This is a genomic window from Collinsella sp. AM09-41 (assembly GCF_003473245.1).
Classification (GTDB): domain Bacteria; phylum Actinomycetota; class Coriobacteriia; order Coriobacteriales; family Coriobacteriaceae; genus Collinsella.
Window position 1 is genome coordinate 1 of the sequence record NZ_QRMJ01000009.1, and the last position, 15,223, is coordinate 15,223.

Annotated in this window: 12 protein-coding genes and 1 tRNA gene; 1 reads left to right on the forward strand and 12 read right to left on the reverse strand. The window is 55.4% G+C overall.

Annotated features, from left to right (window positions below; all coding sequences use genetic code 11):
* Window positions 1–647 precede the first annotated feature (647 nt).
* The 12 genes from DW112_RS08850 to purB form a co-directional block, all read right to left on the reverse strand.
* Window positions 648–1,445, reverse strand: coding sequence for a TraX family protein (locus DW112_RS08850; RefSeq protein ID WP_117655807.1), 798 nt, complete (start codon window positions 1,443–1,445; stop codon window positions 648–650).
* 193 nt (window positions 1,446–1,638) lie between these two features.
* Window positions 1,639–1,714 (reverse strand) — tRNA-Lys (locus DW112_RS08855).
* A gap of 28 nt (window positions 1,715–1,742) precedes the next feature.
* On the reverse strand, window positions 1,743–3,023 hold the full coding sequence (locus DW112_RS08860; RefSeq protein ID WP_118328795.1) for an aminopeptidase: 1,281 nt from the start codon (window positions 3,021–3,023) through the stop codon (window positions 1,743–1,745).
* An 89-nt stretch (window positions 3,024–3,112) separates the two neighbouring features.
* Window positions 3,113–3,688, reverse strand: coding sequence for a hypothetical protein (locus tag DW112_RS08865; protein ID WP_118328796.1), 576 nt, complete (start codon window positions 3,686–3,688; stop codon window positions 3,113–3,115).
* On the reverse strand, window positions 3,689–4,567 hold the full coding sequence (locus DW112_RS08870; protein ID WP_035136481.1) for a phosphoribosylaminoimidazolesuccinocarboxamide synthase: 879 nt from the start codon (window positions 4,565–4,567) through the stop codon (window positions 3,689–3,691). It abuts the gene before it with no gap.
* Window positions 4,568–4,685: 118 nt separating this feature from the next.
* A complete protein-coding gene (locus tag DW112_RS08875; RefSeq protein ID WP_118328797.1) occupies window positions 4,686–6,251 on the reverse strand; it encodes a cell wall metabolism sensor histidine kinase WalK in 1,566 nt (521 codons plus the stop codon).
* An 11-nt stretch (window positions 6,252–6,262) separates the two neighbouring features.
* On the reverse strand, window positions 6,263–6,985 hold the full coding sequence (locus tag DW112_RS08880) for a response regulator transcription factor (RefSeq protein ID WP_006236208.1): 723 nt from the start codon (window positions 6,983–6,985) through the stop codon (window positions 6,263–6,265).
* Between the two features lie 153 nt (window positions 6,986–7,138).
* Window positions 7,139–8,350, reverse strand: coding sequence for a twin-arginine translocation signal domain-containing protein (locus DW112_RS08885; protein ID WP_118328798.1), 1,212 nt, complete (start codon window positions 8,348–8,350; stop codon window positions 7,139–7,141).
* Window positions 8,350–8,613: a TIGR03905 family TSCPD domain-containing protein gene (locus DW112_RS08890; protein WP_089572560.1), complete on the reverse strand. Its 264-nt coding sequence runs from the start codon at window positions 8,611–8,613 to the stop codon at window positions 8,350–8,352. The genes DW112_RS08885 and DW112_RS08890 overlap by 1 nt, the downstream gene beginning before the upstream one ends.
* Window positions 8,614–8,726: 113 nt before the next feature.
* Complete coding sequence (locus DW112_RS08895) at window positions 8,727–10,526, reverse strand: GGDEF domain-containing protein (protein ID WP_117776727.1); 1,800 nt, start codon at window positions 10,524–10,526, stop codon at window positions 8,727–8,729.
* Complete coding sequence (locus DW112_RS08900; protein WP_158571749.1) at window positions 10,523–11,359, reverse strand: ABC transporter substrate-binding protein; 837 nt, start codon at window positions 11,357–11,359, stop codon at window positions 10,523–10,525. The genes DW112_RS08895 and DW112_RS08900 overlap by 4 nt, the downstream gene beginning before the upstream one ends.
* 141 nt (window positions 11,360–11,500) lie before the next feature.
* A complete protein-coding gene (gene purB, locus DW112_RS08905; RefSeq protein ID WP_118328800.1) occupies window positions 11,501–12,847 on the reverse strand; it encodes an adenylosuccinate lyase in 1,347 nt (448 codons plus the stop codon).
* 419 nt (window positions 12,848–13,266) lie between these two features.
* Here purB and DW112_RS08910 point away from each other — a divergent pair, with 419 nt between their 5' ends.
* Entirely contained in the window at window positions 13,267–14,919 is a 1,653-nt protein-coding gene (locus tag DW112_RS08910; RefSeq protein ID WP_233540539.1) for an RNA-binding domain-containing protein, read from the forward strand.
* The last annotated feature ends 304 nt before the right edge of the window (window positions 14,920–15,223 follow it).

Here is a 15,223-nt window from a genome sequence, read left to right on the forward strand (position 1 = left end):
GTCCGACCGGGCCGCGCGGCAAGGAGATATATTGCCAGACCGGAGGGGCGCCGGGGGCGGGAATCCCGTACTCCATATTTTGTTCACAAATAAATAGGTCCCTCAGTCGCATCACTGAGGTTAAAACTGAAGCATTGGCTTCTGATATTGGCGATGACCAGCTGGTTTATAGGTGTTAAGGCATCGGTCATCTCTGGAGCGCCACTTTACTCCAAAAGCATCAGCTATTTGTTTCCCGTCGGTAAAAGGCAGGTTTTGTTCGCCAAGCGTTCTTATATATAGAGAAGTTCGGGTTCGAACCCGTGGCGCGGCGACAAAAAAGCGACCAGCCGGAGCCGATCGCTTTCTATTCTATGCTGGATCATCCAGAGGGCGCTTCCGAACTCATTTTCTCGCTGCCATTCATGCTTTCGAAGCATCGTTCGACCTCCACAGCCTCATGTTTTGAGGATCTGCCGTGTTTATCACTGTTATTAATGAGTGTGTGGAAGTGATCCTCATACAGATACGTGCGATCCGCCAGAGAACTGAGAAGCATCTCTCTGCAGCCCTCGTTGCCTATCCTCGCATCTCTCAGGTCTTCCGGAAATTCACAAGCAGTCTTAGGGTCAATTTGTTTCCGTTTTCAGAGACTTGTTTGAGAGTTTTTAAAGACAGTTCAAAACAATAAGTGAGACACCATAAAGCAGAGCAAGATGTGCCGGATAGAAAATGTAGAAGAAATATTTGAGCTTCAGCCCTCGCTTACCATTATAAAGATTGATAAGCAGCAACGAAACGACCGCGGCAGCAACATCAGGATTAAATACATTAGCTGTAGCAAACTCAAATCCGCCGCCAACTATATGGCATGACGAAAGGAGCACTGCACATACTGCAGCAAAGAACATCTTGGCCTTGCTGTCGTGGAATAAATAGAATGCAGCCACAAGCATAATGCCATACACACCGCCATCTAGTTTAGTGTATTCAGCTGCCAGTGCTGTCAAAACAATCAGAGCAGTTTCTGCGATGTATCTTTTCCGTTTTGAAAGACTTTGTATCTTTTCCAGAACAATCAAAAAGACCAAGGAAAGCAGGAGCTCACACATAACATTTTGTTGCCGAAGGTCAAATAGTTGCCCGGTTTGGACGAAATCGTATATGGGCTCCGCAATGATTGCGAAGACAAGCATATTTCGCAGGTACTTCTTTAAGTCATGAGTATGCAAAAATCCCTCAACTATCAAAAAGCAAAATAAGGGAAATGCAATTCTGCCAAGAACATGAAGCACATCCGAAGCCTCGCTTAGAATCGCCCACTGTTCGTCTGATATCTGACTGTACGATGCGTGAGTCATGATTCCATTGGTCAGGACGATCCTGCTTACATGATCGAGAACCATCGAAATGGCTGCTATTATCTTTAATGTGCTGCCGCTAATTCCGTATCTATTTGTTTTCATTTCGTATTCCTTACTTTGGGTGGGCCGTCAGGGGTTCAGCCTGCTCCGCAGGCGGCCGCTGCGGCGCTTCGCGCCTTGCGCGCTGCGCTGGCAAACGCTCACGCGTTTACTCAGCTCCGCGCCCTTTCGGGTTCGAACCCGCGTCGCGGCAACAAAAAAGCGGCCGGCATCCGCCAGTCGCTTTTCCATTCTATGGTGGGCCGTCAGGGGTTCGAACCCTGGACCTTGGGATTAAAAGTCCCCTGCTCTGCCAGCTGAGCTAACGGCCCGCGGGTGGCATTGTACCACGGTTTGGGACTATTCCCAACTCCATTGGCCGTTCTGGAAAATCACAACTTCACGTCCATCAGGCGTAATGCCCGTAATATCGATGTCGTCCGTGCCAATCATAAAATCGACGTGCGTGCTCGAGACGTTAACGCCATGCTCCAGGAGCTCTTCCTTGGACATGTCATACCCACCCTCGATACATTCGGGGAAACCGACACCTAGCGCGAGATGGCAGCTAGCGTTCTCGTCATAGAGCGTATCGTAGAACAGTACGCCACTTTCGCGGATCGGCGTGTTCTTGGAGATGAGCGCGACCTCTCCCAGGTGAGCAGCGCCCTCGTCAGTATCGATGATGCTCGCAAGCGTCGCCTTACCCACGCGGGCATCGTAGTCCACTACGCGGCCCGCCTCGAACTTAATCCAAAAATCATCAACCTTGTTACCGTGGTGAATGAGCGGCATAGCCGAATACACGATACCGTCGGCACGCATACGATCAGGCGAGGTGAAGACTTCCTCGGTGGGAATGTTGGGGAAGAAGGGGTGCCCATCGGGCGTCTTGCCCTTGCCGCCGGCCCACTCGTGACCTTTCGGCATGCCAATCGTCAGATCGGTTCCATTTGCCGAGGTGTAATGCAGGTAGTCGAAACGATTGTCGTTCAGGAAACGCAGGTTCTTTTCGAATGCGGCGTCATGGAGTTCCCAGTCGCTCTCTGGGTCCTGGCCATCGGCGCGCGCGGTGTGCAGAATCGCATTCCACAGCTTATAGATTGCAACCTCATCGGCGTCTCCCGGGAACACCTCGTGCGCCCAAGCCACGACCGGAGCGCCGGCGATGCACCACGGATTGATGTTGTAATCCAGTCCACGGCGGAAAACTTTGCATTGCGTATTCCTCGCCTTGGATGCCGCGGCCGGCTTGGCTGGATCGATGCCCTTGAGGGCCGCAGGATCCGCCCCCTCGATAAAGACAAAGCAGGCACCATCCTGGGCCAGGGAATCCAGCTGCACGCGCTTCCACTCGGGTGTCTGCTCAAAATAGCTTTTCTCGACATGCTCGTACGTGAGCCTCGTCACGGCATCATCGGCCCAAATGACCGTCACGTGGCCAGCCCCGGCGGCATAAGCCTCCGCGACCACCACGCGGGCAAAGGATGCGCACTCGACCGGAGACTGAACGACAACCTCCTGGCCGGGCTTGACGTTTACGCCCTTGCGGACAACCAGGCGCGCATAGTTTTTAATCTTGGGCTCCAGGGCCTTCATGCCCTCCAGAGCTTCTTCGACCGTCAGGGCAGCTCGAATCATGTGCCACTCCATCTATCTATAGGACAATAATAAGGCGCGCCGCAAAAACGACGCGCCTTATATCTTAGCGATAAGTATGCATGCAAACGCTATTTCTTCTTGGAGTCCTTTTTGTCCTCCTCGGCAGCCGCGCGCTCAATAAGAGCGTTGAGCTTGTTCTCGGACATGCCCTCGGCCTGCGTGCGGTACATGTTGCGCAGGGGACGAATACGAACGAAGTCGTAGATAAAGTCACCCAAAATGACGACGTAGGACAAAACGATGCCGACCATCTGGACAGGGCTGGACACCATGCCAGCGGGAGCGAAGAAGAGCGAAGCCCAAATTGCCACGACGAGTACCATGCCGATAGTAAGCACGGCCCACCAGATACGACGGCGCTTGGTGTAGTCCTCATCCTGCTTGAGAAGGATATTCGACACCGTGTAGATGCGGTCCTCCTTGGCGCGCTGCTTAGCCTTGCGGGCGCGCTTCTCCTCTTTAGAGAGGCCCTCGAGGTTCTCGCCCTTCTCGAGCTCTTTGCGGCGTGCCTTAGACGAAGCCGGCACGACGCGGACAGAGCTCGCTGCCTGACGGGCAGGCTTAGCAGATGCGGCGGACTTGCGCGCAACCCCGGTAACCTCGTGGGATTGCGTGCGCTTGTTCGTGGCGCTACGGGTACTCACTTATGCGTTCTCCTTCATGCTTGTGAACTGGGAGCCCGTGATGATCTGGAAGGCCTCGCGATAGCGCTCGGACGTGCCATCGATGACCTCGGCGGGCAGGTGCGGGGTCTCCCCCGTCATATCCCAGTTGGCCTTGAGCCAATTGCGGACGAATTGTTTGTCGTAGCTGGGCTGGATCTTGCCCTCCTCGTAGCTGGCAGCAGGCCAGAAACGGCTGGAGTCGGGCGTGAGGCACTCGTCGATCAGCGTGACCTTGCCATCGATGACACCAAACTCGAACTTGGTGTCGGCAATGATGATGCCACGGGTCGCTGCATACTCGGCGGCAGCCTTGTAGATCTTGAGGGAAAGGTCACGAATCTGCGTGGCGATATCCTCGCCCACGATCTCGCAGCAACGCTCGAACGAGATGTTCTCGTCGTGGTCACCAATCTCGGCCTTCGTGGACGGCGTGAACAGCGGCTCGGGAAGCTTGGAAGCCTCGGTCAGGCCCTCAGGCAGCTGGATGCCGCAGACGGTGCCGTTCTCGTCGTAGGTCTTCTTGCCCGAACCGGTCAGATAGCCGCGGACGATGCACTCGATAGGAATCGTTTGGGCCTTTTTAACCAGCATGGCGCGGCCAGCGAGGTAGTCACGATACTCAGCAAACTCCTCGGGGAAATCCGCCGGGTCGATGGAAACGAGATGGTTGGGGACGATGTCGGCAAACTTATCAAACCAGAATGCCGAGATGCGATTGAGCACCTCTCCCTTAAACGGAATCTCGTCGGGAAGAATGAAGTCGAACGCAGAAATGCGGTCGGTGGCGACCATCAGCAGGTTTTCACCGGCATCGTAGATATCACGAACCTTGCCACGGGAATCCGGACGACGCTCCATCGTTGTCACGTGAGTCACTCCTTACCAAAATACGACAGTAATGCGGGTTCTTTCCCGCACGTTTTCGCAAACTCGGAGCGGCAGGGACGCGGCCCCTCCTTCACCGAATAGCGAAAAGCTAGTGCTCCATTGTAGTAGATGCCGCGTCCGCCGTGTGCTCGCGAGGCAGATGAATCGTAAAAGTCGTACCCTTTCCAAGCTCCGACTCCACGGAAATGTAGCCATGATGTCGCTCGACGATCTGTTTAGTCACGGCGAGGCCCACGCCCAGACCGCCCGCCTCACGGGCACGGCTGGCATCGGCGCGCCAAAAACGGCCGAAGATGCGCGACAAGTCATCCTTGGCAATACCGATGCCGGTATCAGAAACGGCGACGCTGACGTGTTTGCGGTCACTGAGCACCGACACCACGACCCAACCGCCCTCGGGGGTATAGCGCATGGCGTTGCTCATGAGATTGATGACGCATTGTGTGATCATGTCGGGATCGGCTTCGACGACATCGTCGTGACCTTGGGTCTCGTCAGCAAAGCGCAAGCGCAGATCGCGGTCGACAAACAGGCGCTCCTGGGCATTGACGATGGAACGCACGAAAGGAACCATGTCCACCGGCTCAAGGTTGAGCGGAGCCGTGCTGTTTTCCATGCGCGACAGGTCGAGCATCTGCTGCACCAGACGAGCCAGGCGACGCGTCTCGGAAGCAACAGTCTCCAAGTGCTCATCGTCGGTAGGATATACGCCATCCTGCATGGCCTCGACCGTTGCGAGCATGGCCATAAGCGGAGTACGAAGTTCGTGAGCCACGTCCGAGGTCAAACGTTTCTCGTGTTTCATATCCTTCTCGAGCGAAGTGGCCATCTCATCGAAGGTCTCACCCAGCTGATCGATTTCGTCATCGCCGCGCAAGCCCGTGCGAGCTGATAGATCACCATCGCGAATTTGCTTGGCCGTGCTGGTAATACGATGAATCGGCTTGGTGAGCATGCGCGACATGAGCGATCCGATAACGACCGAGATGCAGACGGCAACAACCGCAGCAAGGGCCATGGCGTTAAAGGTCTTCTCTCTAAACGCAGAATCTGCCTTGGTGAGCAGTGCGTCGGACCCGATCGCCCATAGCTTTACCTGTCCGACATGCTCGCCGGAAGACGTTATGATTTCGACGTTGGCAACGCTATCGGAGTCGGTGGGAGCCGACGAGACCGGGCTATGCGAGGCCTTTTTACCGCTTGCGCTGCTCGACGTCGATTCGCTCTCGCGCACATCGGCGGTCGCACTTGCCGAAGGCCATGAGTCGTCATAGACGACAACGCCCTTTTTGTTGACGACCTGCATGCCCAAATCGTCGGACACCAAACTCGATGTCGCGACCGTGCGCAGCTCGCCAGCCGTCCAATTGCCGTTTTCCTCATACGACGTCGCAAGCTTTTCGGCGGCAGAATTGGCGATCTCAACGATATTGGAACGCGTGTAATCCGAAAAGACGGTGCCCCACACAACGGAGACAACGCCCACCAGCACCAATACCGTCATGAGCGACGTCAGGGCAAAAGCCAAGGCCATACGCGAGGGATAGCTCATCGTTGGCCGTGAATCGGAACGAGGCGTGTTCCAACTTGCTTTGGAACCCGCCTCGTTCTCCTGCTTGTGCTTTTGTCCGATTTCAAAGCGCGCAGGTGTCATATGTGATTTCCCTATTTCTCGTCCGACTTATCGGTCTTGGCCGGGGCCTCAAAACGATAGCCGACGCCGTGGACGGTGTAGAGCCACTTGGGCTTCTTGGGATCATCGCCCAGCTTGGCGCGAAGGTTCTTCACGTGGCTGTCGATGGTGCGCTCATAGCCCTCAAAGTCGTAGCCGAGCACCTTCTCAACCAGCTCCATACGGTTGTAGACACGACCGGGATGACGAGCAAGCGTGGTGAGCAGCTTGAACTCGGAAGCCGTCAGATCGACTTCCTTACCCTCGACCAAGATCTTGTGGCCCGAGATATCGATGACCAGATCGCCAAAGTCGAGCACCTCAACGGCAGGCTCGTCGGCCTGGTGGGCACGACGGAACAGCGCGCGAACGCGGGCGACGAGCTCGCGCGGCGAGAACGGCTTGATCAGGTAGTCGTCGGCACCAAGTTCGAGGCCGATAATGCGGTCCTCGATCTCGCCCTTGGCGGTAAGCATGATAATGGGCACATCCGAGGTATCGCGGATAGTGCGGCAAACGCGCTCGCCGGGAATCTTGGGGAGCATAAGGTCGAGCACAACCAGGTCGAACTGGTGCTTCTCGAACTCCTCGATCGCGGACTGGCCGTCGCCGACGCCAACAACCCAGTAGCCCTCGCGCTCGAGATAGGCAGCGACGGCGTCACGGATTGCCTTTTCGTCCTCGACCAGCAGAATCTTTTTTGCATCTGAAGCCATAACACGGCCCCCCTGTCTCAATTAGCTAAGAACAAGCCCATTTTAACGCACCTGAGCCCGCCGGATGCCGCTATGACGCGGCAGCTCGGCGGGCGGTACTCACAATTACAACGCGTTTATTCCCCTGTTGGCGCCTTTTTAACCCCTCTAAGCTTAAAGAGAGAATAGGCGTGCAGTGACCGTCTCTGGTATACCCTGGCTGTTGCGCACCGTGGCGTACGTAAGGAATGAGTCCGATTTTCCCGCCGTAGCTGGATAATCGCCATACTCCAAAGCGCGATCGGGCGACAGCAGCGAGCCATAGGTCTTGGCAGAGGTGTCGATCAGGAAATGCGACGCCTGCACCTTAACAAGGTATTTATTCTTCTTGCCAGCCGCACATGCGAGCGGCTCGCGTGACAGGAAGAGGTACGGCCCTCCCTCATTACCGATATACGTGCCCATGTTGCCCAAGCTGCCCACGCCACTATAGGTCGCCTCGATAGAAAACACGAAGGTATCGCCCATATATACGGCCTCGAGAGGCGAGACTGACGAGGGAAGGACTAGCTGGGCACGTTTGGTGTTGTTGCCGTCGGTCAGATCGATTGCCGTTATGCCATAGTAGACGCCCTCGTCGTTGCGGACACGCGGCGAGATGGTCAAAATGCCGTCACTCGCACGCGGGGCCGATGCAAAGCGGCCCGTCGATTTCCAAATTGTCTCGGCCTTGGATTCATCAAGCGAGCGACGATAGCAAAACGAATCACTACTCGTTTTATTGCCGCCTGCCGAAGGCATTTTATACCAGATGACTGATGACCCGTACGCCGTAAACAGTGGCGGATCATAGTCCTTGCCACCCCGATCGAGCTCAACCACGTCGCCAGAGAGCGAAGCGCCCGACAGATTTTGAGCGTAGAGCTTCCACGATGAATTGGCAAAGTTCATCTCAACCCACGCAAACACGCCATCGCCGGCACGGACATCGTAAAATGCATATCCCTTGCCCTCGATAGGATCCTCGATTAATGTGGTAAGCGAGCCATCGCCCAGGTTGAGCACACCAAGCGTATTGGCATGCAGGGCAGAAGCAGGCGCCATCATCGCGGCAGCGTAGTCACCATCGCAGTAGTACAGCAGCGTACCCAAGGGCAATGTCCATGAAGCCGCCGGCTCAAGATCGATGTCGACTGCCTCGTACTCATCAGTGATCGAGACAATCTTCGAATCGTCCTTGATAACCTGCGGCTCGCCGGCGGCATCGTCGCTGGTGCCCGTTTTTTTCGAGCAACCGGCAAGCACCGTGGCAGCGCCCGCGGCAGCACCGCCGAGCACAAAGCCACGGCGCGATATTCCATTCTTGATGTGGTCGGCGATACCCATTAGGCGATCTCGGCGCGAGCGGCCTCGATAGCGCGCGTAAGCTGATCGGCGCAAGAGGTCTTTTTCATACCGCAGGTATTACCGGCGAGAACCTCGATTACGCGATCGGCAGGAGCACCCTCGACTAACTTGGAGATTGCCTTGAGATTGCCGTCACAGCCGCCGGTAAACTCAACGCCCAGCACCTTGCTGCCATCGTCAGAGAGATTGAGGTGAATATTGCGAGAGCATACACCCTGCGGCTTGTAGTCAAAACTAATCATTGAGATCCCCTCTCAGAAAGAAATTTCAGACGTCTATTATCCCCGCCTGGGCCGACTTATTATCGCAAGCACCGATTCAACATCCTACGATGCATGGACTCGCGGGGGCAAGATTAGCAGTCCGCACCCTGTGCGTGGACCGTGCGCTTCTCCCGATACATATTGTGGTCGGCGACACGATATACATCGGCCAGCGTATTTCCAGCCGTCTCGACGGTCGCCACGCCAATCGATGCGCTGACCGTCAGGGCCTCATCGCTTACCGCGGCAAGACCGAGACGAAGATCCTGTTCCAGCCCGAGCGCAGACTCGTTGTCAGTATGGGGGCAAACCAGCAAAAACTCGTCGCCGCCAAGGCGCATCGGCAGATAATCCGCACCAGCCACCCGCCGCAGCACGGACGCCGTCCGTCGCAGCAGTTCATCCCCCATCTCGTGACCATAGATGTCGTTGGTCCGCTTGAGATAATTGCAGTCCAACATAATCACGCTCACGGGCAAGTCCTCGTTTACCAGGCTATCTCCGCGCGATTCAAGATAGTTGCGGTTGCGAAGCCCCGTCAGTTTGTCTTGATATGACAGCTCCTCGGCATGCTTGACCATCGATATGTTGTGCGTCGCCACGACGACCGACTCCAGCCGGCCTTGCTCATCGCGATGCTGGGGGACAACCTGTAGCGAGTACCAAGCGCCTCGACAATCTCGCACCTCGGCAGCCAAGTACGGTACGCCCTCCATACGTTCACGAAGCGAACTTATATCTACGAGTCCCATAACCGCTTCGCGGCTTTCGGGGCTCACGATATCCCGGCAGACCGTGTCCATAAAGTCATATGCCTCGCTGTGCTCGGCAAATATCTTCGCTATCGCCGGCGACATATTGATCCCCTCGATCTCGAGGGTGTCGAGATGCAAAAGGAAGGTCGAATCGTAGATGGCGCTTATGGCATTGATAATGCCGAGCTGTTTATCCTTTTCGACCAAATTGCGGTGGTCAACGATATTTCGAGCCAACAGCACCACGACCCAAAACGCAAGACACACCAAGACGCCGACGGCGACAAATGAAATCCTGTCAGACATGACCTCAGATTTGGGATATAGCGCAAACAGGCGGTAGTCCTTATATGCCGCACGCACGGCATACCATTCGTCTCCTCGATATTCGATGCGCGTCAGGCCGTCGTCTTTCCACTCAACTCCTACGCTGGTGAGGAGTCGGGCGAGCGACACGTCTGCATCGGCACTGTTGGATGAGACAATCTCCGCATCCTCCATAACAAGCACCGTGGGACCCTGGTGGAAGGTACTATTCGAAAGCACGTCGGCTATGGCATATGAATAGTCGTCCGCCGTATCGGAAACAAGTGAGCGGTATGCCAGGGCAACGCCGTCGCCATACGGAACAGCACAGACGGCAAAAACGACACCACGGCGCTCATCGACAGTTGAGTAGGTCACTTTGGAACCTTGATACATCGATGCGACCGGCGAACAGGCCAACTCATCTCGCCACAACATGAGCGGATCGCGACCATCGATGTCGTAGTGGGCAGCCATATGGCCATCGGAGTCCATGACCATCAGCCCCGAAAGGTTCTCGGCATGGACAAATTGCTCGATAAGATCGTCGTTAACCTCAACGCGATCAGAGGACAGGAACGTCACAAACGATTCGACCGCGGCGAGCAAATCGTGCGTCGCCTCGGTTTTTCTCCCCTGTTCGTAGCGGTCATATTTTTCGCAAGCGTTCTCCAAAAACTCCATGGTTTCTTGGCCAAACCCAAGCGTTTTTTCGAGGCAGCGATGGGTTCCAACCGTATACAACAGGCCTAACAAGACGGCGCTGACAATAACGCTGGCAGCTATGACGTTCAGAGTCTTTCGACTCAAGCGGTGCTCATCAGTTGTCATGAATTTCCTCCTTGCCCGCCCGTCGTCGCTCCTGTCTTGTAATTGCCCACAATACGGTCAATCGTGCCATCTCGATCCATGTCGAACAGCGCGGTATTGAGATCCTTTACGACCGATCCTTCATAGCTGTCATCAAACGCGACGCCCAGGTCAACCGTCATAACATTGTCGGCAAACACACGGTAAACGCCGGGATACTGAGCAACGAGTCGGTCAAGCGACTGGACATCCGCCATCCAGCAGTCAACGTACCCTTTGACTAGAGCGGCTTTGCAGAGTTCGGCAGAGCCATATGATTTGATTTGAACGTCCGACGAGACCCCCAGATCCCCCGCAAGCAATCGGCATTCACTCACCGAACCCGCAATCACCGCAATGGTCTTACTTCCATCGAGATGTGCCAAGGACTTGATGCCACTCGTTTTCTTGGCGGCAACCGAGACCGTCACGGTTAGATACGGCTCGGTCCAGTAATACTTATCCTCGCGATAACAGGGAGAATAGTCACACCACAGGCAATCGATATCACCGTTTTTGAGCAGCCGGTCGCGATCGTTCCAGTCAATATCGACAAACTGTGGCTTGAGCCCCGCACGCTTGCAGGCCTCGCGGGCGATGTCGATATCGATACCGGCGTAATCGCCCGTGGTATCGACATACACATAGGGGTCGTTATCCGTAACGCCGATTTTGAGCACCGGGAGATCTCTATCGGCTTCATTCGAGGAGGAAGAACTGCTTCGAACGGTATACGTCAGGGCGCCCGCACAGACGGCAACAAGGAGTATGAGCGTAAACGAGACGATGGTGGCCCGCTTGATGCGTCTGGGCACGTGCCCCCTTTCATCGAAACAGCAGTCGGAGTTCATTTTATTACCCGGGCGCATATGCGACAGTAAAAAAAGCGCCTCGCCCAAGACGGGCAAGGCGCCAAAGGCTGAAATGCATCCGCAAGCGATCGAATTAGGTTAACCCTACTCGAAGCTCAGCTGCTCCAGGCGATCGAAGACCGTATCGATGCGGGTGAGGAAGTCCCACGGATCAAAAATCTCGTCGAGCTTCTCCTGGCTGACGGTGCAGCGCGGATCGGCCTCGAGACGCTCCTTAAAGGTGGGGCCAGAGACACAATCCTGCACCTCGTGCCAGGTGGCCATGGCGTTCTCCTGCACAATGGCGTACGCATCCTCGCGGGTGATACCCGTATCGACGAGGGCAAGCAGGACCTTGGAGGAGAAGATGAGGCCGCGGGTCTTGTTGAGATTGGCCATCATGCGGGCCGGATACAGCTGCAGGCCGTCGATAACGCGAATGAGGCACTGGAACATGTGGTCGAGCGCGATGAAGCTATCGGCCTGGGCGACGCGCTCGGCAGAGGAGTGCGAAATGTCGCGCTCGTGCCACAGGGCGACATTGTCGAAGGCGACCTGGGCGTTGGACTTCACGATGCGTGACAGGCCGCAGACCTTCTCCATGGTGATCGGGTTGCGCTTGTGCGGCATGGCGGAGCTGCCCTTTTGGCCCTTGCGGAAGGGCTCCTCGGCCTCGAGTGTATCGGTCTTCTGCAGGTTGCGGACCTCGGTCGCGATGCGCTCGCAGGTGGCCGCTGTAGTGGCAAGCACGCCGGCAAGATAGGCGTGGTGATCGCGGCTGATGACCTGCGTGGACAGCGGGTCGTGAACCAGACCCAGGTGCTCACAGACGTACTCCTCGACGAACGGCTCGATGGAGCTGTAGGTGCCGACGGCACCGGAGATGGCACCGAAGGCAACGTTCTTGCGAGCATCCTCAAGACGATCAAGGTCGCGCTTGAGTTCCCATGCCCAAGAGCCAAACTTCATGCCGAAGGTCATCGGCTCAGCATGGATGCCATGGGTGCGTCCGGCGCAGAGCGTATTGCGCTCCTCGAAGGCGCGGCGCTTGCAGATCACGCCGAGCTTCTTGACGTCCTCGATAATCAGGTCACACGCCTGAGTAAGCTGATAGCACAGAGCAGTATCACCCAGGTCGGAGCTGGTCATACCGTAGTGAACCCAGCGACTAGGCTTGGGCTCGCCCTCGGGAACATCGGCGTCGATATATTCCTTCATGTTGGTCAGGAAGGCGATGACATCGTGGCGCGTGACCTCCTCGATCTCATCGACCTTCGCCTTCTCAAAGTTGGCATGGTCGCGGATCCACTGGGCTTCGTCTTTAGAAATGCCGATCTTGCCGAGCTCCGCCTGGGCCTCGCAGGCCAGAACCTCGATCTCCTGCCAAATGGCATACTTGTTCTCGAGGGAGAAGATATGTCCCATCTCCGGGCGGGTATAGCGATCGATCATAGCGGCTCCTTTTTGGTTATTGGCACGTTGGTCGTAACTCAACCATTGTACCGTGCGCGGGTGCGAGTATGGGCAGCAGGCATTAACCTAACATTTTGGAATTGGAGCGGGCAACGAAGATGGACAGCAGCGTCACCGCAGCAGGCGGCAATAGTTCCGTGTACTAATGTAATTTCACGCGTTATCCGCGAAGCTACATGCGAAATTACATTAGAAGAAGACACATTATTTTCCGTTTCCCCTGGCAGCTAATCTGCGAGGTAAATTAAAAGTACAGACATTATATGCACTGAAATATATGACCTTACAGTCGGCCTACAGCCTTATGCACGGGCGGCTAATGTAACAGGAGATATAATTACATTAGTTGCGGATAAAATTACATTATATGGAGTGTCATGATACGGAAAACGAGCGAAATGCCCTCCCTACTTCTGCGCATCATTGCAGACGTCGAGACCGAGGTCGTCGAATACAAGGCAGCAAAGCAGAACTATGACTTCGAGGACATTGGCAGGTATTTCTCCGCCCTCAGCAACGAGGCCAATTTACGCAAGGCAGAGTGCGGATGGCTTTTCTTTGGCATTTCAAACGACCGCAAGATAAAGGGAACCGCCTACCGTAAAGAACCCCAATCGCCAAGTGTCGGCCTGCGACGTCTAAAGCACGAAATCGCCCAATACACCAACAACGGCATGACTTTCGAAGAGATTTACGAGTTTGAGGTTGATGACAAAAGAGTCATTGCTTTCCAGATACCGGCTGGCAGCTTCGCAACGCCAACGACTTGGCACGGAATCCCTTGGTCACGAGAGAATGAGTCCCTCGTAGAGATGCCCAAGTTCAAACTCGACGCCATTTACGGGCAGAGCCGGCCCGACTGGTCGCGCCAGATTGCCTACGAGGCAAACTTCGGTGACCTTGATCCAGATGCAGTTAGCTTTGCATGCTCCAAATTCGTCGAAAAGTTCGGAGAAAGCCAGCCTGCCGTTCGTAGCCTCGACGAAGAATCTATCCTTAGCAAGATGGCGCTTGTGATCCACGGCCACGTGAGCAATGCGGCGCTCGTTCTTCTGGGCAAACCGGAATCGAGTGTCTTTCTGGGTGGCATTGAGCCGCGCATCACTTGGACGCTCTACGCGAGCGACGGCTCCACTATGGCCTATGAACACTTTGAGCCGCCCTTCATTCTGCAGGTCGATCGTATCCTGGGAAAGATAAGAAACGAAAAGTATCGCTTCTTCGACCGCGAAGAGACGCTATTTCCCACCGAAGCGCATCGCTACAGTCCCGAAGTCATTCGAGAACTTCTCCACAACGCTATTGCGCATCAAGATTTCAGGATGTCAGGAAAGATCAATGTCCTTGAGTATGAGGACAAGCTTATATTCAAGAACGAGGGTGCCTTTATCCCCGAGACGATAGAGAACGCGCTCGCGAGCGGCTACAAGCCGCCCTACTACCGTAACCCCCTGCTTTCAAGCGCTATGAACAAAACAGGCATGATGGACCGCAACGCCATAGGCATTCGCAACGTCTTCGACATTCAGCGCAACCGCCTATTACCAATGCCCACCTACGATCTATCTGAGATTGGGCGCGTTGCCGTAACGCTGTACGGTACGGTTCTCAACGAGGACTATTCTCGACTTCTCGCAAGCAATCGAAATCTTGATTTGGTGACAGTGCTGCTGTTGGACCTCGTTCAGAAGGGACTACCCGTCACAAAGGAACAGTCACGTCTGCTTCACGAACAAGGCCTCGTTAGGGGCCGTTACCCCAAACTGACGGTCTCAGCCGAGGTGGCAGCAGCCACCGGTGCCCACAGCGAGTATGTGCGAAACAAGGGCGTAGACAATAGCGTCTTCAAGGAGTTGATCTTGGAGCTCCTGCGCGTGCGCCCATGTTCAAGAGCGGAGATTATCGCAGGGCTGGATCATGCCTTGCCGGCAGACCTTACGGCAAAGCAAAAAGGCGACCATGTAAGCTATCTGCTCCAAAGCCTACGGAAAGCTGGCCGCATCACCAACGCTGGAAGCACTTCGGCAGCTGAGTGGCACATAGTCGAGTGATATGGCTCGCGATTTCGATTCTGCCAAACAGGCACATTCCAAGCCAAGTTCGCAACTAGCCCAGAATGTGCCTGACTACCAGTCGTGATAGGACGCATCCTCCGTCGCCTGGCATCGCGCAGCGTCAGGCAACAGCGCATATGGTTGATCCAACTGAAGTCGACATCCAATCGGGCATTGCAACCTTGCGAGACGGCAGTCTCATACAACAAAAATAGTTCCCTGCCACTCCATGCACGAGCGGCAGGGAGCGCTCATGGCGGATCATTTCTCAAGCTCCACCTTCCTCAACCGTAAAAACGTC

What these genes read in the sequence shown, in the direction of transcription:
- DW112_RS08850 (WP_117655807.1), bottom strand. Translation starts at nt 1,445, where the DNA reads ATGAAAACAAATAGATACGGAATTAGCGGCAGCACATTAAAGATAATA.
- DW112_RS08860 (WP_118328795.1), bottom strand. Translation starts at nt 3,023, where the DNA reads ATGATTCGAGCTGCCCTGACGGTCGAAGAAGCTCTGGAGGGCATGAAG.
- DW112_RS08870 (WP_035136481.1), bottom strand. Translation starts at nt 4,567, where the DNA reads ATGGAGCGTCGTCCGGATTCCCGTGGCAAGGTTCGTGATATCTACGAT.
- DW112_RS08875 (WP_118328797.1), bottom strand. Translation starts at nt 6,251, where the DNA reads ATGACACCTGCGCGCTTTGAAATCGGACAAAAGCACAAGCAGGAGAAC.
- DW112_RS08880 (WP_006236208.1), bottom strand. Translation starts at nt 6,985, where the DNA reads ATGGCTTCAGATGCAAAAAAGATTCTGCTGGTCGAGGACGAAAAGGCA.
- DW112_RS08885 (WP_118328798.1), bottom strand. Translation starts at nt 8,350, where the DNA reads ATGGGTATCGCCGACCACATCAAGAATGGAATATCGCGCCGTGGCTTT.
- DW112_RS08890 (WP_089572560.1), bottom strand. Translation starts at nt 8,613, where the DNA reads ATGATTAGTTTTGACTACAAGCCGCAGGGTGTATGCTCTCGCAATATT.
- DW112_RS08895 (WP_117776727.1), bottom strand. Translation starts at nt 10,526, where the DNA reads ATGACAACTGATGAGCACCGCTTGAGTCGAAAGACTCTGAACGTCATA.
- purB (WP_118328800.1), bottom strand. Translation starts at nt 12,847, where the DNA reads ATGATCGATCGCTATACCCGCCCGGAGATGGGACATATCTTCTCCCTC.
- DW112_RS08910 (WP_233540539.1), top strand. Translation starts at nt 13,267, where the DNA reads ATGCCCTCCCTACTTCTGCGCATCATTGCAGACGTCGAGACCGAGGTC.